Here is an 18,039-nt window from a genome sequence, read left to right on the forward strand (position 1 = left end):
TACCGTGTCCGAGACGTCCGAGACCCCCCTCATCGGCGTGCTCGCCCTCCAGGGCGACGTCCGTGAGCATCTGGCCGCGCTCGCCGCTGCCGGTGCCCAGGCCCGGCCGGTGCGCCGCCCCGAGGAGTTGGCCGAGGTCCAGGGCCTGGTGATCCCGGGCGGCGAGTCCACCACCATGTCCAAGCTCGCGGTGATCTTCGGGCTGCTGGAGCCGCTGCGCGAGCGCATCCGCGCCGGCCTGCCGGTGTACGGCACCTGCGCCGGGATGATCATGGTCGCGGACAAGATCCTCGACGGCCGGGACGACCAGGAGACCCTGGGCGGCATCGACATGATCGTGCGCCGCAACGCCTTCGGCCGCCAGAACGAGTCCTTCGAGGCCGCGGTCGACATCGAGGGCATCGAGGGCGGCCCGGTGGAGGGCGTCTTCATCCGCGCGCCGTGGGTCGAGTCGGTGGGCGCGGCTGCCGAGGTGCTGGCGACGTACGGGGGTCATACGGTCGCGGTCCGGCAGGGCAATGTCCTCGCGACCTCGTTCCACCCGGAGCTGACCGGCGACCACCGGGTGCACGCCCTGTTCGTGGAGATGGCTCAGCGCGCGTAGCGCTCCGTTGAGGGTGGTGGTGGGCGACGGGAGGGCTCAGCGCGCGTAGCGCTCCGTTGAGGGTGGTGGTGGGCGACGGGAGGGCGGGGGCCGCGCGCTGACCGGCGATCCCGGTAGGATCGCAGGCGTTCGTACAGCATTGGGTAACGCGAAGGAGACAGGCGGATGTCCGGCCACTCTAAATGGGCTACGACGAAGCACAAGAAGGCCGTGATCGATGCCAAGCGCGGCAAGCTCTTCGCGAAGCTGATCAAGAACATCGAGGTCGCGGCCCGGATGGGCGGGGCCGACGTCGAGGGTAACCCGACGCTCTACGACGCCATCCAGAAGGCGAAGAAGCAGTCGGTTCCGAACAAGAACATCGACAGCGCGGTCAAGCGCGGTGCCGGTCTCGAGGCGGGCGGCGCCCAGTACGAGACGATCATGTACGAGGGCTACGGCCCCAACGGGGTCGCGGTGCTCATCGAGTGCCTCACCGACAACCGCAACCGCGCCGCCTCCGACGTCCGCGTGGCCATGACCCGCAACGGCGGCTCGATGGCCGACCCGGGCTCGGTGTCGTACCTGTTCAACCGCAAGGGCGTCGTGATCGTCCCCAAGGGCGAGCTGTCCGAGGACGACGTGCTGGCCGCGGTGCTCGACGCGGGCGCCGAGGAGGTCAACGACCTCGGCGAGTCCTTCGAGGTGCTCAGCGAGGCCACCGACCTGGTCGCGGTCCGCACCGCGCTCCAGAAGGAGGGCATCGACTACGACTCGGCCGACACCAACTTCGTGCCCACCATGCAGGTGGAGCTGGAGGAGGACGGCGCGCGCAAGATCTTCAAGCTGATCGACGCGCTCGAGGACAGCGACGACGTGCAGAACGTCTTCGCCAACTTCGACGTCTCCGACGACGTCATGGCCAAGGTCGACGCCTGAGGGCACATCAGTACGCGTAGGCGGGCGGGTCGGCGGGGACACACCCCACCGGCCCGTCGGCGTTGTCGGACGGGTTTGTCGGTGGCAGCCGCTAGCCTGCGGGACGACTGCCAGGAACAGATGACCGAAGCGTGATCGAGGGGAGGGGCGCGGTGCGGGTGCTCGGCGTGGACCCGGGGCTGACCCGGTGCGGCATCGGCGTGGTCGACGGGGGCGCGGGCCGCCCGCTGCGGATGCTGGGCGTCGGCGTCGTACGGACCCCGGCGGACCTCGCGATCGCCGACCGGCTCGTCCTCGTCGAGCGCGGCATGGAGGAGTGGCTGGACGCCCACCGGCCCGAATGCGTCGCGGTGGAGCGGGTGTTCAGCCAGCACAACGTGCGCACCGTCATGGGCACCGCCCAGGCCAGCGCGGTCGCCATGCTCTGCGCGGCGCGCCGCGGGCTGCCGGTCGCGCTGCACACCCCCAGCGAGGTCAAGGCGGCCGTCACCGGCTCAGGGCGCGCCGACAAGGCGCAGGTCGGCGCGATGGTCACCCGGCTGCTGCGGCTGGACGCCCCGCCCAAACCGGCCGACGCCGCCGACGCCCTGGCGCTCGCCATCTGCCACATCTGGCGCGCCCCCGCCACCAATCGGCTCCAGCAGGCCGTCGCGGCCCACCGCCCCACGAGCCGTTCCACGAAAGGCCGTATTACATGATCGCGTTCGTCTCCGGTCCGGTCGCGGCCCTCGCCCCGGACACCGCCGTCCTCGAGGTCGGCGGCGTCGGGATGGCGGTCCACTGCACCCCGGGCACCCTGTCCGGGCTGCGGATCGGCGAGCCCGCCCGGCTCGCGACCTCGCTCGTGGTCCGCGAGGACTCCCTGACGCTCTACGGCTTCGCGGACGACGACGAGCGCCAGGTCTTCGAGCTGCTCCAGACCGCCAGCGGGGTCGGCCCCCGGCTCGCCCAGGCCATGCTGGCCGTGCACGCCCCCGACGCGCTGCGGCTCGCCGTCTCCACCGGTGACGAGAAGGCGCTCACCGCCGTCCCCGGCATCGGCAAGAAGGGCGCGCAGAAGCTGCTCCTGGAGCTGAAGGACCGGCTCGGCGAGCCGGTCGGCCGGGCCGTGCCCGCCGCCCGCCCGCCCGCCGCCGCGGGCTGGAGCGACCAGCTGCACACCGCCCTGGTCGGCCTCGGCTACGCCACCCGGGAGGCCGACGAGGCGGTGGCCGCCGTCACCCCGCAGGCCGAGGCGGCCCTCGCCGACGGCGGTGCGCCGCAGGTGGCGCAGCTGCTGCGGGCCGCCCTCCAGACCCTGAACCGCACCCGCTGACCGGCTCCGGGCGCGCGATATCGCGCCCGGCCGGACCGCTCGATGAGACCTCGCGAGGCGAAACGCAGTGAACTGGGACGAGACCGCACCGGCCGACGCCGCCGACGACCTCACCGGCGCCCTGCCCGGCGGTGCGGGCAGCCGGCTGGTGGGCGCCGACGCCGACGGGGACGACCAGGCGGTGGAGGCCGCCCTCCGCCCCAAGGACCTGGGGGAGTTCGTCGGCCAGGAGCGGGTCCGCGAGCAGCTGGACCTGGTCCTCAAGGCGGCCCGGCAGCGCGGCGGCACCGCTGACCACGTGCTGCTCTCCGGCGCGCCCGGGCTCGGCAAGACCACCCTTTCGATGATCATCGCGGCCGAGATGGGCGCCCCGATCCGCATCACCTCAGGACCGGCCATCCAGCACGCGGGCGACCTCGCCGCGATCCTCTCCTCGCTCACCGAGGGCGAGGTGCTGTTCCTCGACGAGATCCACCGGATGTCCCGGCCCGCCGAGGAGATGCTGTACATGGCGATGGAGGACTTCCGCGTCGACGTCATCGTCGGCAAGGGGCCGGGGGCCACCGCCATCCCGCTGGAGCTGCCGCCGTTCACCCTGGTCGGCGCGACGACCAGGGCCGGGCTGCTGCCGCCCCCCCTGCGCGACCGGTTCGGCTTCACCGGCCACATGGAGTTCTACGCCCCCGCCGAGCTGGAGCGCGTGATCCACCGCTCCGCGAAGCTCCTGGAGGTGACGATAGAGGCCGAGGGGGCGGCCGAGATCGCCGGGCGCTCCCGCGGCACGCCCCGTATCGCCAACCGCCTGCTGCGCCGGGTCCGCGATTACGCCCAGGTCAAGGCCGACGGCCTGATCACCCGGGAGATCGCAGCGAGCGCCCTCGCGGTCTACGACGTGGACGGCCGGGGGCTCGACCGGCTGGACCGGGCGGTGCTCAGCGCCCTGCTCAAGCTGTTCGGCGGCGGCCCGGTGGGGCTTTCGACCCTGGCGGTCGCTGTGGGGGAGGAGCGTGAGACCGTGGAGGAGGTCGCCGAGCCGTTCCTGGTGCGCGAGGGCCTGCTGGCCCGTACGCCCAGGGGGCGGGTCGGTACCCCCGCGGCCTGGGAGCACCTGGGCCTCACCCCGCCGCAGCGCGGCACCGGGGGCGGCCAGACCGGCCTGTTCGAGGCGTGAAGGCGCGTATTCTCCGGATCGTCCCGTGAAGAGCGAATAATGGCGGGGTCAGGAACCCGGGTGCCACGCCGGGCGTTGTTCCATAGGTGCGGGCTCGCTTAGACTCCGCCGATGCCGTCCGTATGCCGGACGTTCCTCCGTACGGCATACCCATCCCCGTAGACCAGGCCGCGCCCCAGCGGTCGTGTGAAGGATCTCCGTCCCGTGAATATCGTGACTCTCCTGCCGTTCATCGTGCTCATCGGGGCCATGTTCCTGATGACTCGGTCGGCCAAGAACAAGCAGCGCCAGGCCGCACAGATGCGCGACACCATGCAGCCGGGCACCGGCGTGCGGACCATCGGCGGCATGTACGCGACGGTCAAGGAGGTCCACGACGACACGGTCCTCCTCGAGGTGGCCCCCGCCGTTCACGCGATCTACGCGAAGAACGCGATCGGTGCCGTCCTCTCGGACGCCGAGTACAACCACATCGTCCACGGCATCGAGCCGGAGGACGAGGTCGCCGAAGGCGCCGAGGTCGCCGACACCCCTGTCGTCCCCGACGACGCCTCCTCGCTGACCACGCCCGCGGACGGCGCCGACGCCGCCGACGAGACGAAGGCGGCCGGTGAGCCGGAGGGCGAGAAGGCCGACCTCAAGAAGGACGCCAAGAAGATCGACCTCGGCAAGGACGACGCCGACGCGGCCGACGCGGCCGAGGGCGAGAAGCGGGACGGCGGCGCCGACGCGAAGTAGTCCCGCACCGTGAGCCACGGCGTGCCACCGCTCGGCGCGCCGTGTTTCATGGACGCTCGCTCTAGGCTCCGGCGGGGGCACACCCCCACAAGACTTCGTGGCCGCCCCGCGCACATCCGCTGCGGGGCGGTTGGACAGGGAGAATCGACAAGGTGGCAGCACCGAAGAAGGGCCGCAGGTCCCCCGGGTCACAGGGCAGGCCCGGGCGCGCGCTGGCCGTGATCGTGATCGCCATGGTGGCGCTCGTCGGGGGGATGTTCCTCTCCGGTCACACCACACCGCGGCTGGGCATCGATCTCGCGGGCGGCACCAGCTTCACGCTGGAGGCCAAGAACCAGCCGGGCAAGCCCAACGCGATCAACACGGCCAACATGAACACCGCCGTCGGCATCATCGAGCGGCGAGTCAACGGCCTGGGTGTCTCCGAGGCCGAGGTCCAGACGCAGGGCGACAAGCACATCATCGTGAACATCCCCAAGGGGACGAACGCGAAGCAGGCCCGCCAGCAGGTGGGCACCACCGCCCAGCTGTACTTCCGGCCGGTGATGACCACCACGACCGGCGGCAAGACCAAGCAGCCCAGCAGCACCCCGTCCCCCTCCGCGAGCGCGTCGAAGGGCAAGCAGGACAAGGGGAGCAGCGGAAAGCCCTCGGGCTCGCCCACTCCCAGCTCCACCACCCAGGGCCGGGCCGTCCCCGAGGCGCTGAAGGCCGACAAGGCGGCGCCGACCCCCACCCCGTCCAAGACCCCCCAGGGCGGCGAGACGGGCAAGCCCTCGGACGCCCAGGAGAAGCTGGCCAAGGACTTCGCGGCGCTGGACTGCACCACCCGGGCGGGGCGTGCCGCGGCATCCGAGAAGGCGGCCAACAGCAAGCCGACCGAGCCCGTGCTGGCGTGCAGCCAGAAGGGTGACTCCAAGTTCGTCCTGGGCCCCTCCGAGGTCGAGGGCACCGACGTCGACGACGCCTCGTCCGTCTTCGAGAGCCAGAACGCCTCGGGCTGGATCGTGCAGCTCGACTTCAACAACAAGGGCGCCAAGAAGTTCGCCAAGACGACCGGTGAGCTGACCAAGCAGCAGTCCCCGCAGAACCGCTTCGCGATCGTCCTGGACGGCGAGGTCGTCTCCGACCCCGAGGTCACCCAGGGCGCCATCACCGGCGGCCGGGCCACCATCTCCGGCGGCTTCACCCAGCAGAGCTCAGCGGACCTGGCCAACGTGCTGTCCTTCGGCGCGCTGCCGCTGTCGTTCGACATCGCGGACGAGACCACCGTCTCCGCGGCCCTCGGCGGTGAGCAGCTGGACGCCGGTCTGATCGCCGGTGCCATCGGCCTCGCCCTCGTGGTGATCTACCTGGTCGTCTACTACCGCGGTCTGTCCCTGGTGGCCATGGCGTCTCTCGGGGTCTCCGCCATACTGACGTACACGATCATGGTGCTGCTCGGCCCGGGCATCGGCTTCGCGCTCAACTTGCCGGCCGTCTGCGGTGCGATCGTGGCGATCGGTATCACCGCCGACTCGTTCATCGTCTACTTCGAACGCATCCGTGACGAGATCCGTGAGGGCCGCTCGCTGCGCCCGGCCGTCGAGCGCGGCTGGCCGCGGGCCCGGCGCACCATCCTGGTCTCCGACTTCGTGTCGTTCCTCGCCGCCGCGGTGCTCTTCATCGTGACCGTCGGCAAGGTGAAGGGCTTCGCCTTCACCCTGGGGCTGACCACGCTGCTCGACGTCGTCGTGGTGTTCCTGTTCACCAAGCCGCTGATGACGCTCCTCGCCCGCCGCCCGTTCTTCGGGAACGGCCATCCGTGGTCCGGTCTGGATCCCAAGCGCCTCGGGGCCAAACCACCGCTGCGTCGCCGTCGTCCCGCCGCCCCCGGCCCCGCCGACACCCCGAAGGAGGCGTGAGATGTCGCGACTCGGCAGTCTCGGCGCCAGGCTCTACCGAGGCGAGGTCGGCTACGACTTCGTCGGCAAGCGGAAGATCTGGTACGCCATCTCGATACTGATCACCATCACGGCGATCGCGGGCCTGGCCGTGCGCGGCCTCAACATGGGCATCGAGTTCTCCGGCGGCGCGGTCTTCAACACTCCCAGCAGCAAGGTCTCGGTCTCCCAGGCCCAGGAGGTGGCGGAGAAGGCGTCCGGCGGCCACACCGCGGTCGTCCAGGAGCTGGGCCGCGGCGGCCTGCGCATCCAGATCAGCGAGCTGGGAACCAAGGAGGCCGTGCCGGTCCAGGAGAACCTGGCCAAGGAGCTGGGCGTCAAGACCGACAAGATCGACACCCAGCTCGTCGGCCCGAGCTGGGGTGAGGAGATCGCCGGAAAGGCCTGGCAGGGCCTGGCGATCTTCATGGTCCTGGTGGTGATCTACCTCGCGATCGCCTTCGAATGGCGGATGGCGCTGGCCGCCCTGATCGCCCTGGTCCACGACCTCACCATCACCGTCGGTGTCTACGCGCTGGTCGGCTTCGAGGTCACCCCGGGCACCGTGATCGGTCTGCTGACGATCCTCGGTTACTCCCTCTACGACACCGTCGTGGTCTTCGACGGTCTCAAGGAGGGTGCCAAGGACATCACCAAGCAGACCCGCTTCACCTACGCCGAAGTGGCCAACCGCAGCCTCAACTCGACCCTGGTGCGATCCATCAACACCACGGTCGTGGCGCTGCTGCCGGTCGGCGCGATGCTCTTCATCGGCGGCGGTCTGCTCGGCGCGGGCATGCTCAACGACATCTCGCTCGCCCTGTTCGTCGGTCTCGCCGCCGGTGCGTACTCCTCGATCTTCATCGCCACCCCGCTGGTCGCCGACTTCAAGAGCCGTGACCCGCAGATGAAGGCGCTGGCCAAGCGGGTGCGCGCCAAGCGCGCCGCGGCCGCCAAGGCTGATGCCGAGCGAGAGGCCCAGGACGGCGAAGGGGCTGGTTCCGAGGGCGGCGAAGCGGATCTGGAGGACGCCGCTCCGGCCGGAGTCGTCGGCCAGCGCCGCCAGCCCGCCTCCCGCAACCGGGGCCGTGGGCGGCCCTCGGGGAAGCGCCGATGAGCGAGCAGGCCGCAGAGCCGACCCTGACGGCGGCCGCCGGGCCGCTCGGCGCCGAGGAGCTGCGCGGGCTGCTGCTCAGCCGCATCCAAGACGTGCCGGACTATCCGCAGCCGGGCGTGATGTTCAAGGACATCACCCCGCTGCTGGCCGACGCCGCGGCCTTCTCCGCGCTGACCGAGGCGCTCGCCGAGCTGTGCGTGCGGCACCGGGCGGACAAGGTCGTGGGCCTGGAGGCGCGCGGCTTCATCCTCGCCGCACCGGCCGCCGTGCGCGCCGGAATCGGCTTCGTACCGGTCCGCAAGGCGGGCAAGCTCCCCGGGGCGACCCTGGGGCAGGCGTACGAGCTGGAGTACGGCACCGCGGAGATCGAGATACACGCGGACGCGCTGGAGCCGGGGGACCGGGTCCTGGTCATCGACGACGTGCTCGCCACCGGCGGCACCGCCGAGGCGTCGCTCCAGCTCATCCGGCGGGCCGGTGCCCAGGTCGCCGGAGTCGCCGTGCTCATGGAGCTGGGCTTCCTGGAAGGCCGCAGACGCCTGCTGAGCGCGCTGGACAGCGCCCCGCTGGAGGCCCTGATCACGGTCTGACCGGAATCCGCCGACACTGCCGCCGGAGGGCGGGGACCTGCGCAAGGAACGGGTCCCCGCCCTCCGGCGTTGCCCGGACTCGCGGCCGAGAGGCAAGCGGAGTGGCGGGATCGATACCATTGGCACCCCGACCCCCCGGGGTCCGGACCGCTTGAGGAGTGCTCTCTTGCCAGACGAGGCCCAGCCGCTCTCCCCCGGAGTCCGTCCCGCCCGGGACGCGACCACCGCCGCCGAGCAGACGACGGCGGCCTCAGCCACGCCCGGAAACGGTGCGGACCGTCCGGCACCGGCGTCCGGCGCCGCCGAGCCGACCCGGCCGAAGGCGCCCGCCGCGGACCGCGAGCTGCGGCCCGCCCCGGCCGCGCCGCGCACCACGCAGAGCCCGGCCCCGCGTACCGGCTCGTCCAACCGCGTGCGCGCCCGCCTCGCCCGCCTCGGCGTGCAGCGCTCCAGCCCGTACAACCCCGTCCTGGAGCCCCTGCTGCGCATCGTGCGCGGCAACGACCCCAAGGCGGACGGCGCCACGCTGCGCCAGATCGAGCGCGCGTACCAGGTGGCCGAGCGCTGGCACCGCGGCCAGAAGCGCAAGAGCGGCGATCCGTACATCACCCACCCGCTCGCGGTGACCACGATCCTCGCCGAGCTGGGTATGGATCCGGCCACCCTGATGGCCGGGCTGCTGCACGACACCGTCGAGGACACCGAGTACGGCCTGGACACCCTGCGCCGCGACTTCGGCGACCAGGTCGCGCTGCTCGTCGACGGCGTCACCAAGCTGGACAAGGTCAAGTTCGGCGAGGCCGCCCAGGCCGAGACCGTGCGCAAGATGGTCGTCGCGATGGCCAAGGACCCCCGGGTCCTGGTGATCAAGCTCGCGGACCGGCTGCACAACATGCGCACCATGCGCTACCTGAAGCGGGAGAAGCAGGAGAAGAAGGCCCGCGAGACGCTGGAGATCTACGCCCCGCTCGCCCATCGGCTGGGCATGAACACCATCAAGTGGGAGCTGGAGGACCTCGCCTTCGCGATCCTCTACCCCAAGATGTACGACGAGATCGTCCGGCTGGTCGCCGAGCGCGCCCCCAAGCGCGACGAGTACCTGGCCGTCGTCACCGACCAGGTCCAGGGCGATCTGCGGGCGGCGAGGATCAAGGCGACCGTCACCGGCCGCCCCAAGCACTACTACTCCGTCTACCAGAAGATGATCGTGCGGGGCCGGGACTTCGCCGAGATCTACGACCTGGTGGGCATCAGGGTGCTCGTCGACACCGTCCGCGACTGCTACGCGGCGCTCGGGACCATCCACGCGCGGTGGAACCCGGTGCCCGGGCGGTTCAAGGACTACATCGCGATGCCCAAGTTCAACATGTACCAGTCGCTGCACACGACGGTCATCGGGCCCAGCGGCAAGCCGGTCGAGCTCCAGATCCGCACCTTCGACATGCACCGCCGCGCCGAGTACGGCATCGCCGCGCACTGGAAGTACAAGCAGGAGGCGGTCGCCGGGACCTCGAAGGTGCGCACCGACGTGCCGCGGGGCAAGGCGGGCAAGGACGACGCCGTCAACGACATGGCGTGGCTGCGGCAGCTCCTGGACTGGCAGAAGGAGACCGAGGACCCCGGCGAGTTCCTGGAGTCGCTGCGGTTCGACCTGTCCCGCAACGAGGTCTTCGTCTTCACCCCCAAGGGCGACGTCATAGCGCTCCCGGCCGGGGCCACCCCGGTGGACTTCGCGTACGCCGTCCACACCGAGGTCGGCCACCGCACCATCGGGGCCCGGGTCAACGGGCGGCTGGTGCCGCTGGAGTCGACCCTCGACAACGGCGACTTGGTGGAGGTCTTCACCTCCAAGGCGGCCGGTGCCGGTCCTTCCCGCGACTGGCTGGGCTTCGTCAAGTCACCGCGGGCCCGCAACAAGATCCGCGGCTGGTTCTCCAAGGAGCGCCGCGACGAGGCCATCGAACAGGGCAAGGACGCGATCGTCCGGGCGATGCGCAAGCAGAACCTGCCGATCCAGCGGATCCTCACCGGCGACTCGCTGGTCACCCTCGCCCACGAGATGCGCTACCCGGACATCTCCTCGCTCTACGCGGCCATCGGCGAGGGCCATGTCTCCGCGCAGAACGTGGTCGGCAAGCTCGTCTCGGCCCTCGGCGGCGAGGAGGCCGCCAACGAGGACATCGCCGAGACCGCCCCGCCGATCCGGCGCTCCAAGCGCCGCTCCAGCGCCGACCCGGGCGTGGTCGTCAAGGGCGTCGAGGACGTGTGGGTCAAGCTGGCCCGCTGCTGTACGCCGGTGCCGGGCGACCCGATCATCGGGTTCGTCACCCGCGGCAGCGGCGTCTCCGTCCACCGCGCCGACTGCGTCAACGTGGACTCGCTTTCCCAGCAGCCCGAGCGCATCCTCGACGTCGAATGGGCACCCACCCAGTCGTCGGTCTTCCTGGTCGCCATCCAGGTCGAGGCGCTGGACCGGTCCCGGCTGCTGTCGGACGTCACCCGCGTCCTGTCCGACCAGCACGTGAACATCCTCTCCGCGGCCGTCCAGACCTCCCGCGACCGGGTCGCCACCTCGCGCTTCACCTTCGAGATGGGCGACCCCAAGCATCTGGGACACGTCCTGAAGGCCGTACGCGGCGTCGAGGGCGTCTACGACGTCTACCGGGTCACCTCAGCCCGGGCACGCTGAGAAAACGCCGCAGAACGCGAATGGCGGCCCCGGTCTCCCGGGGCCGCCATTCGCGTCGGACGTATCAGGTGCCCGGCGTCAGCCGCCGAACTCCTCCAGGCCCTTCAGCGCCTGGTCGAGCAGCGCCTGCCGCCCCTCCAGCTCCTTGGAGAGCTTGTCGGCCTTCGCGTTGTTCCCCGCCGCGCGGGCCGCGTCGATCTGGGAACGGAGCTTGTCGACCGCGTCCTGGAGCTGACCGGTGAGCCCCTGGGCGCGCGCCCGCGCCTCGGGGTTCGTACGCCGCCACTCGGCCTCGTCGGCCTCCTGGAAGGCGCGCTCGACCGCGTGCAGCCGGCCCTCGATACGGGCGCGGGCGTCCCGGGGCACATGGCCGATGGCCTCCCACCGCTCGTTGATCGACCGGAACGCCGCGCGGGACGCCTTCAGGTCCGAGATCGGGAGCAGCTTCTCGGCCTCGACGACCAGCTCCTCCTTGCGGGTCAGGTTCTCCCGCTGCTCGGCGTCCCGCTCGGCGAAGACCTCGCCCCGGGCCTGGAAGAAGACGTCCTGGGCGCCGCGGAAGCGGTTCCACAGGTCGTCCTCGTGCTCGCGCTGCGCACGGCCCGCGGCCTTCCAGTCGGACATCAGCTCCCGGTAGCGGGCCGCGGTCGGCCCCCAGTCGGTGGAGCCGGACAGCGCCTCCGCCTCGGAGACCAGCTTCTCCTTGGTCTGCCGGGCCTCCTCGCGCTGCGCGTCCAGCGCCGCGAAGTGCGCCTTGCGCCGCTTGGAGAACGCCGAGCGGGCGTGCGAGAAGCGGTGCCACAGCTGGTCGTCCGTCTTGCGGTCCAGCCGCGGCAGGCCCTTCCAGGTGTCGACCAGGGCGCGCAGCCGCTCCCCGGCCGCCCGCCACTGCTCGCTGGCCGCCAGCTCCTCGGCCTCGGCGACCAGCGCCTCCTTGGCCTGGCGGGCCTCGTCGGTCTGGACCGCCTTCGCCGCCCGGCGCTCCTCACGGCGCGTCTCGACGGTCTTGGCGAGCTGGTCGAGCCGCTTGCGCAGCGCGTCCAGATCGCCGACCACATGGTGCTCGTCGACCTGCTGCCGGATGTGCTCGATGGCCGCCGTCGCGTCCTTGGCCGACAGGTCGGTGGTCTTGACCCGGCGCTCGAGGAGGTCGATCTCGACGACCAGACCGTCGTACTTGCGCTCGAAGTAGGCGAGGGCCTCTTCCGGCGATCCCGCCTGCCACGACCCGACGACCTGCTCACCGTCGGCCGTACGCACGTACACGGTCCCCGCCTCGTCGACGCGGCCCCAAGGCTCGCTGCTCACAGCGCCTCCTCCACATGATGCCGGGGCGGGCGTGCGGCCCGCGGGCATCGTCCACAGTTTCTTCCGGCCGGGCGGCGACGCCCGGGCGGTCTCTCACAGCAGGGTGGTGCGGCCATCGCGGCAGGCACCCTGCACAACGCCAACATAGGCGACCGGTGCCCCGGCTGTCCGTATCCTGCGCGACCGAAATTTCGCAGTACGCACGCCCGGCGACCTCAGGACTTGCCGACCGTCGCCTTGTTGATCACCACGCTGGCGTTCGGAGCGGTGTTCATGGTCTGGTCCGGGGGAGCCGCTCCGGCCTTGGCGATCTTCTTCAGGACCTTCATGCCGTCCGCGGAGATCTTCCCGAAGGGCGTGTAGTCCGGCGGCAGCTGGCTGTCCTGGTAGACCAGGAAGAACTGGCTGCCGCCGCTGTCGCGGCCCTTCTTGGTCTGCGGGTTGTACTGGTTCGCCATCGCGACCGTGCCCGCCGGGTACTTGCCACCCTTGAGCGAGGAGTCCTTCAGGTTCTCGTCCGGCAGCGTGTAGCCGGGGCCGCCGGCGCCGGTGCCCTGCGGGTCGCCGCACTGGAGCACGTAGATCCCCTGGTTCACCAGCCGGTGGCACTTGGTGTGGTCGAAGTACCCCTTTCCGGCCAGGAAGTCGAACGAGTTGACCGTGTGCGGCGCCTTGGCGGCGTCCATGTCGATGGAGATGTCCCCGCAGGTGGTCTCCAGCTTCATCGTGTACGAAGCCGAGGTGTCGATGGAGACCGCGGGCTCCTTCTTGAACGACATCTTCTTCGGCTTCTCGCCCTTGACCGCCTTCGCCTCCTTGGCGCACGGGTCCGGCGCCTTGCTGGTCGCGGGGGCCGAGGGAGTGGCCGCGGCGGAGTCGTCCTTCTTCTTGTCCTTGTCGTCCCCGGAGAACGCGCCCGCGGCCGCCGCGGCGCCGCCGCCGAGCAGCGCCACGGCCAGTACGGAAGCGATCACCACATTGCGCTGCCGGGACTTGCGCCGTGCCGTCTCGCGCCGCTGCTGCTGCCGCAGGTACTTCTCCCGGGCAAGTTGCCGCCGCCGCTGCTCGCTACTGACCACCGGGTCGTCTCCTCACGCCGTATGTCATTCGGTGTCCTGCCGGAGGGCTCGGCCGTACCGTATACGGGTTCGCTGTGCCGGGGCCGCCGCCGGTAGGCTCTGGAGCTGCCGACATTCTTCCGCCGGCCGACTCTTCCGGACGACATTTAAGGACGATCGTGCTCATTGCCGGGTTCCCCGCCGGGGCCTGGGGGACCAATTGCTACCTGGTCGCCCCTGCCGCCGGCGAGGAGTGCGTGATCATCGACCCGGGCCACCAAGCGGCCCAAGGCGTCGAGGAGGCCGTCGCCAAACACCGGCTCAAGCCCGTGGCCGTGATCCTCACCCACGGCCACATCGATCACGTCGCCTCGGTGGTCCCGGTCTGCGGCGCCCATGACGTACCGGCCTGGATCCACCCCGCCGACCGCTACATGATGAGCGACCCGGCGAAGGCGCTCGGACGGTCCATCGGCGCCCAGCTGATGGGCGAGCTGACCGTCGGCGAGCCGGACGACGTCAAGGAGCTGGCCGACGGCTCCGAACTGAAGCTGGCCGGGATGGAGTTCACCGTCGCGCACGCGCCGGGCCATACCAAGGGGTCGGTGACCTTCAGGCTGCCCGAACAGCCGGACATCCCCCCGGTGTTCTTCTCGGGCGACCTGCTCTTCGCCGGCTCCATCGGACGCACCGATCTGCCCGGCGGCGACCACGCCGAGATCCTCGAATCGCTGGCCCGTGTGTGCCTGCCGCTCGACGACTCGACCGTGGTGCTGTCCGGCCACGGCCCCCAGACCAGCATCGGCCGCGAGCGCGCCACCAACCCCTTCCTGCGGCAGGTGGCCGCCGGCCCCGGAGACGCCGCCGACGCGGCCGCGCCTCCGCGACGAGGAATGTGACGAGAGAACCCACGTTGAGCACCTTCAAGGCCCCCAAGGGCACCTACGACCTGATCCCGCCGGTCTCCGCGACCTACCTCGCGGTGCGGGACGCCATCGCCACCCCGCTGCGGCGGTCCGGCTACGGCTACGTGGAGACCCCCGGCTTCGAGAACGTCGAACTCTTCGCGCGCGGCGTCGGCGAGTCCACCGACATCGTCACCAAGGAGATGTACACCCTCACCACCAAGGGCGGCGACGAGCTGGCGCTGCGCCCCGAGGGGACCGCTTCGGTGCTGCGCGCCGCGCTGGAGGCCAACCTGCACAAGGCGGGCAGCCTGCCCGTCAAGCTCTGGTACTCCGGTTCGTACTACCGCTACGAGCGCCCCCAGAAGGGCCGCTACCGCCACTTCTCGCAGGTCGGCGCGGAGGCGATCGGCGCCGAGGACCCGGCCCTTGACGCCGAGCTGATCATCCTCGCGCACGACGCCTACCGGTCGCTGGGACTGCGTAATTTCCGCATCCTGCTGAACTCCCTCGGCGACGCCGAGTGCCGCCCGGTCTACCGGGCCGCCCTCCAGGACTTCCTGCGCGGGCTCGACCTGGACGAGGACACCCGGCGGCGCATCGACATCAACCCGCTGCGGGTGCTCGACGACAAGCGCGAGGCCGTCCAGAAGCAGCTGGCCGGGGCGCCGCTGCTGCGCGACTACCTGTGCGACGGCTGCCGGGAGTACCACGCGCAGGTGCGCGAGCTGATCACCGCGCAGGGCGTGGAGTTCGAGGACGACGCCAAGCTGGTCCGCGGCCTCGACTACTACACCCGGACCACGTTCGAGTTCGTCCACGACGGGCTCGGCTCGCAGTCCGCGGTCGGCGGCGGCGGCCGGTACGACGGCCTGTCCGAGATGATCGGCGGCCCCGCGCTGCCGTCGGTGGGCTGGGCGCTCGGCGTCGACCGTACGGTGCTCGCGCTGGAGGCCGAGGGCGTCCGGCTGGACCTGCCCGACGCGACCAGCGTCTTCGCCGTGCCGCTGGGGGAGGAGGCCCGCAAGGTCCTCTTCGGCGTGGTCGCCGAGCTGCGCAAGGAAGGCGTGGCGACGGACTTCGCGTACGGCGGCAAGGGGCTCAAGGCCGCCATGAAGGCCGCGAACCGGAGCGGCGCGCGGTACGCGATCGTGGCGGGCGAGCGGGACTTCGCCGAGGGCGTGGTCCAGCTGAAGGACATGGAATCGGGCGAACAGGAGGCCGTTCCGCTGGCCAAGATCGTGACCACGGTGCAGTCGAAGCTGGGCTGACCGCCCGGCGCGGCCTGCCCCGGGCCGACCGGCCGGGCGGCGTCAACGTGGCGGGAGCGATTCATCCTGCCAATCGGGACCGCCCTTCGCCCACCGGTCCCGCCCCTCCCGGGGCGGGATTCCGGCCCCGTCGGCCCGTCCTTACGTCCGCTGAACGGGGGACCCGGGAAGATGGTCGGGCCCTGACAACAGGGCATGGCGGCGCCGCGTGTTGGGGCACAATGGCCGTGCCCGACGGGGCCGGACAGTGTGGAGAGCGACGGACGGCGATATGGCGACGACACTGATGGACGACGTGGAGTCCGACGAGGCGCGGGACGGCGCACGGACCGGAACGGGAGGCGGCCGCGCCTTCGCGCTCCTGCTCGTGATCACCGGCGCGATGGGGCTGCTGGCGGCCTGGGTCATCACGCTCGACAAGAACAAGATCCTCGAGTACAAGGCCGACGGCAAGGTCTTCACCCCAGGTTGCAGCCTCAACCCCGTGGTCTCCTGCGGCAACATCATGGAGAGCAAGCAGGCCGCGGCGTTCGGCTTCCCGAACCCGATGCTCGGCCTGGTCGCCTACGGCATCGTGATCTGCGTGGGCATGTCCCTGCTGGCCGGGGTGCGCTTCCCGCGCTGGTACTGGCTGACGTTCAACGCGGGCACCCTCTTCGGCGTCGGCTTCGTGACCTGGCTCCAGTACCAGTCGCTGTACGTCATCGGCTCGCTGTGCCTGTGGTGCTGCCTCGCCTGGGTCGCCACCATCGTGATGTTCTGCTACGTCACCGGCCACAACCTCAAGCACGGCTACCTCCCGGCGCCGGACGGGCTGCGGCGCGGGCTGCTGGAGTTCCACTGGGTGGTGCCGGTGATGTGGATCGGCGTGATCGGGATGCTCATCCTGACGCGCTGGTGGGACTTCTGGACGAGCTAGCCCCACCCCTGGAGGACGAGCTGGCCCGAACCCCCTGGACAGCCCCAACCCCCTGGACAGCCCCAACCCCCTGACAGCCCCAACCCTGGAAGGCCCTGCTGTCGGTGCCGTGTCATAGGCTTCCCGGGTGGAGCCAGACCTGTTCACCGCCGCCGCCGAGGACCGCCAGGAGAAGGACCCGTCCAGCAGTCCGCTGGCCGTGCGCATGCGCCCGCGCACGCTGGACGAGGTCGTGGGCCAGCAGCATCTGCTGCGCCCCGGATCGCCGCTGCGGAGACTGGTCGGCGAGGGCAGCGGAGGCCCGGCAGGACCGTCCTCGGTCCTGCTGTGGGGCCCGCCCGGCATCGGGAAGACCACGCTCGCGTACGTGGTCAGCCAGGCCACCCAGAAGCGGTTCGTGGAGCTGTCGGCGATCACCGCGGGGGTGAAGGAGGTGCGGGCCGTCATCGACGGCGCGCGCCGCTCCTCGGGGGCGTACGGCCGGGAGACCGTGCTCTTCCTGGACGAGATCCACCGCTTCAGCAAGGCACAGCAGGATTCGCTGCTGCCCGCCGTGGAGAACCGCTGGGTCACCCTGATCGCGGCCACCACGGAGAACCCGTACTTCTCGGTGATCTCCCCGCTGCTGTCCCGCTCGCTGCTGCTCACCCTGGAGCCGCTGACCGACGACGATCTGCGCGGGCTGCTGCGCCGCGCGCTGGCCGACGAGCGGGGGCTCGGCGGCGCGGTCGGCCTCCCCGAGGAGGCCGAGGGACATCTGCTGCGGATCGCGGGCGGCGACGCCCGGCGGGCGCTCACCGCCCTGGAGGCCGGGGCCGGGTCGGCGATCGCCAAGGGCGAGGCGGAGATCACGCTGACCACGCTGGAGGAGGCGGTCGACCGGGCAGCGGTCACCTATGACCGGGCCGGTGATCAGCACTATGACGTGGCAAGCGCCCTCATCAAGTCGATCCGCGGCTCGGACGTGGACGCGGCGCTGCACTATCTGGCGCGGATGATCGAGGCGGGGGAGGACCCCCGGTTCATCGCCCGGCGGCTGATGATCTCGGCGAGCGAGGACATCGGGCTGGCCGACCCGACGGCCCTGCCCACCGCTGTCGCGGCGGCGCAGGCGGTCGCGCTGATCGGCTTTCCGGAGGCCGCCCTGACGCTGAGCCACGCCACGATCGCGCTGGCGCTCGCGCCCAAGTCCAACGCGGCCACGACGGCGATCGGGGCGGCGCTGGCGGATGTGCGGGCGGGGCTCGCGGGCCCGGTGCCGCCGCATCTGCGGGACGGGCACTACAAGGGCGCCGAAAAGCTCGGCCATGCCCAGGGGTATCTGTATCCGCACGATCTGCCGGGCGGCATCGCGGCGCAGCAGTACGCGCCGGACAAGATCCAGGGAAAGCGCTACTACGAGCCGACGCGGTACGGCGCGGAGGCCCGCTACGCCGATGTGGTCGAGCGGGTCCGGGCGCGGCTGCGCGGCGATCCGCCGCCGGAGTCCTCGTAGGCGCGAGGAGCTCCCGGAC

General features: G+C 71.1%; 16 protein-coding genes. 14 read left to right on the plus strand and 2 right to left on the minus strand.

Translation table 11 applies throughout. The annotated features are described in order from the left end of the window. The first annotated feature begins 4 nt into the window (after positions 1–4). The 10 genes from pdxT to ACH4TL_RS08690 all read left to right on the plus strand — a co-directional run bounded on the left by pdxT (position 5) and on the right by ACH4TL_RS08690 (position 11,064). Complete coding sequence (pdxT, locus tag ACH4TL_RS08645; RefSeq protein WP_398309882.1) at positions 5–604, plus strand: pyridoxal 5'-phosphate synthase glutaminase subunit PdxT; 600 nt, start codon at positions 5–7, stop codon at positions 602–604. Positions 605–769: 165 nt separating this feature from the next. Next, positions 770–1,522, plus strand: a complete 753-nt coding sequence (locus ACH4TL_RS08650; RefSeq protein ID WP_398309879.1) for a YebC/PmpR family DNA-binding transcriptional regulator — start codon at positions 770–772, stop codon at positions 1,520–1,522. Between the two features lie 152 nt (positions 1,523–1,674). Further along, complete coding sequence (gene ruvC / locus ACH4TL_RS08655; RefSeq protein ID WP_398311530.1) at positions 1,675–2,220, plus strand: crossover junction endodeoxyribonuclease RuvC; 546 nt, start codon at positions 1,675–1,677, stop codon at positions 2,218–2,220. Beyond that, positions 2,217–2,837 (plus strand): Holliday junction branch migration protein RuvA, encoded by a 621-nt coding sequence (gene ruvA, locus ACH4TL_RS08660; protein WP_398309876.1) that lies wholly within the window; start codon positions 2,217–2,219, stop codon positions 2,835–2,837. Before ruvC ends, ruvA begins: the two co-directional genes overlap by 4 nt. A gap of 67 nt (positions 2,838–2,904) precedes the next feature. Next, on the plus strand, positions 2,905–4,008 hold the full coding sequence (ruvB, locus tag ACH4TL_RS08665; protein ID WP_398309873.1) for a Holliday junction branch migration DNA helicase RuvB: 1,104 nt from the start codon (positions 2,905–2,907) through the stop codon (positions 4,006–4,008). Positions 4,009–4,212: 204 nt separating this feature from the next. Then, entirely contained in the window at positions 4,213–4,746 is a 534-nt protein-coding gene (yajC, locus tag ACH4TL_RS08670) for a preprotein translocase subunit YajC (protein ID WP_398309870.1), read from the plus strand. A gap of 152 nt (positions 4,747–4,898) precedes the next feature. Next, the gene (secD, locus tag ACH4TL_RS08675; protein ID WP_398309867.1) at positions 4,899–6,650 is read left to right on the plus strand and encodes a protein translocase subunit SecD; all 1,752 of its coding nucleotides are present in this window, start codon (positions 4,899–4,901) and stop codon (positions 6,648–6,650) included. A 1-nt stretch (position 6,651) separates the two neighbouring features. Next, the gene (gene secF, locus ACH4TL_RS08680) at positions 6,652–7,785 is read left to right on the plus strand and encodes a protein translocase subunit SecF (RefSeq protein ID WP_398309864.1); all 1,134 of its coding nucleotides are present in this window, start codon (positions 6,652–6,654) and stop codon (positions 7,783–7,785) included. After that, on the plus strand, positions 7,782–8,375 hold the full coding sequence (locus ACH4TL_RS08685) for an adenine phosphoribosyltransferase (RefSeq protein ID WP_398309861.1): 594 nt from the start codon (positions 7,782–7,784) through the stop codon (positions 8,373–8,375). The genes secF and ACH4TL_RS08685 overlap by 4 nt, the downstream gene beginning before the upstream one ends. Positions 8,376–8,541: 166 nt before the next feature. Further along, the gene (locus ACH4TL_RS08690; protein WP_398309858.1) at positions 8,542–11,064 is read left to right on the plus strand and encodes a RelA/SpoT family protein; all 2,523 of its coding nucleotides are present in this window, start codon (positions 8,542–8,544) and stop codon (positions 11,062–11,064) included. A gap of 78 nt (positions 11,065–11,142) precedes the next feature. Here the strand turns inward: ACH4TL_RS08690 and ACH4TL_RS08695 are convergent, their stop codons facing one another. Further along, the gene (locus ACH4TL_RS08695; protein WP_398309855.1) at positions 11,143–12,372 is read right to left on the minus strand and encodes a DUF349 domain-containing protein; all 1,230 of its coding nucleotides are present in this window, start codon (positions 12,370–12,372) and stop codon (positions 11,143–11,145) included. Between the two features lie 215 nt (positions 12,373–12,587). Next, positions 12,588–13,451, minus strand: a complete 864-nt coding sequence (locus ACH4TL_RS08700) for a peptidylprolyl isomerase (protein ID WP_398309852.1) — start codon at positions 13,449–13,451, stop codon at positions 12,588–12,590. Between the two features lie 158 nt (positions 13,452–13,609). Between ACH4TL_RS08700 and ACH4TL_RS08705 the strand changes: the two genes are divergently transcribed. The 4 genes from ACH4TL_RS08705 (at position 13,610) to ACH4TL_RS08720 (ending at position 18,020) form a co-directional block, all read left to right on the plus strand. Then, positions 13,610–14,329 (plus strand): MBL fold metallo-hydrolase, encoded by a 720-nt coding sequence (locus ACH4TL_RS08705; protein ID WP_398309849.1) that lies wholly within the window; start codon positions 13,610–13,612, stop codon positions 14,327–14,329. 14 nt (positions 14,330–14,343) lie between these two features. Continuing rightward, a complete protein-coding gene (hisS, locus tag ACH4TL_RS08710) occupies positions 14,344–15,606 on the plus strand; it encodes a histidine--tRNA ligase (protein WP_398309846.1) in 1,263 nt (420 codons plus the stop codon). A gap of 271 nt (positions 15,607–15,877) precedes the next feature. Continuing rightward, complete coding sequence (locus ACH4TL_RS08715) at positions 15,878–16,525, plus strand: vitamin K epoxide reductase family protein (protein ID WP_398309843.1); 648 nt, start codon at positions 15,878–15,880, stop codon at positions 16,523–16,525. A 127-nt stretch (positions 16,526–16,652) separates the two neighbouring features. Next, complete coding sequence (locus tag ACH4TL_RS08720; protein ID WP_398309840.1) at positions 16,653–18,020, plus strand: replication-associated recombination protein A; 1,368 nt, start codon at positions 16,653–16,655, stop codon at positions 18,018–18,020. The last annotated feature ends 19 nt before the right edge of the window (positions 18,021–18,039 follow it).

This window comes from Streptomyces sp. NPDC021115 (assembly GCF_044333065.1).
GTDB lineage: Bacteria > Actinomycetota > Actinomycetes > Streptomycetales > Streptomycetaceae > Streptomyces.

Bases quoted from the DNA above. Each gene is read 5' to 3' on its own strand.
- ACH4TL_RS08685 (WP_398309861.1), top strand. From the start codon at position 7,782: ATGAGCGAGCAGGCCGCAGAGCCGACCCTGACGGCGGCCGCCGGGCCG.
- ACH4TL_RS08650 (WP_398309879.1), top strand. From the start codon at position 770: ATGTCCGGCCACTCTAAATGGGCTACGACGAAGCACAAGAAGGCCGTG.
- secF (WP_398309864.1), top strand. From the start codon at position 6,652: ATGTCGCGACTCGGCAGTCTCGGCGCCAGGCTCTACCGAGGCGAGGTC.
- ruvA (WP_398309876.1), top strand. From the start codon at position 2,217: ATGATCGCGTTCGTCTCCGGTCCGGTCGCGGCCCTCGCCCCGGACACC.
- ACH4TL_RS08715 (WP_398309843.1), top strand. From the start codon at position 15,878: ATGGCGACGACACTGATGGACGACGTGGAGTCCGACGAGGCGCGGGAC.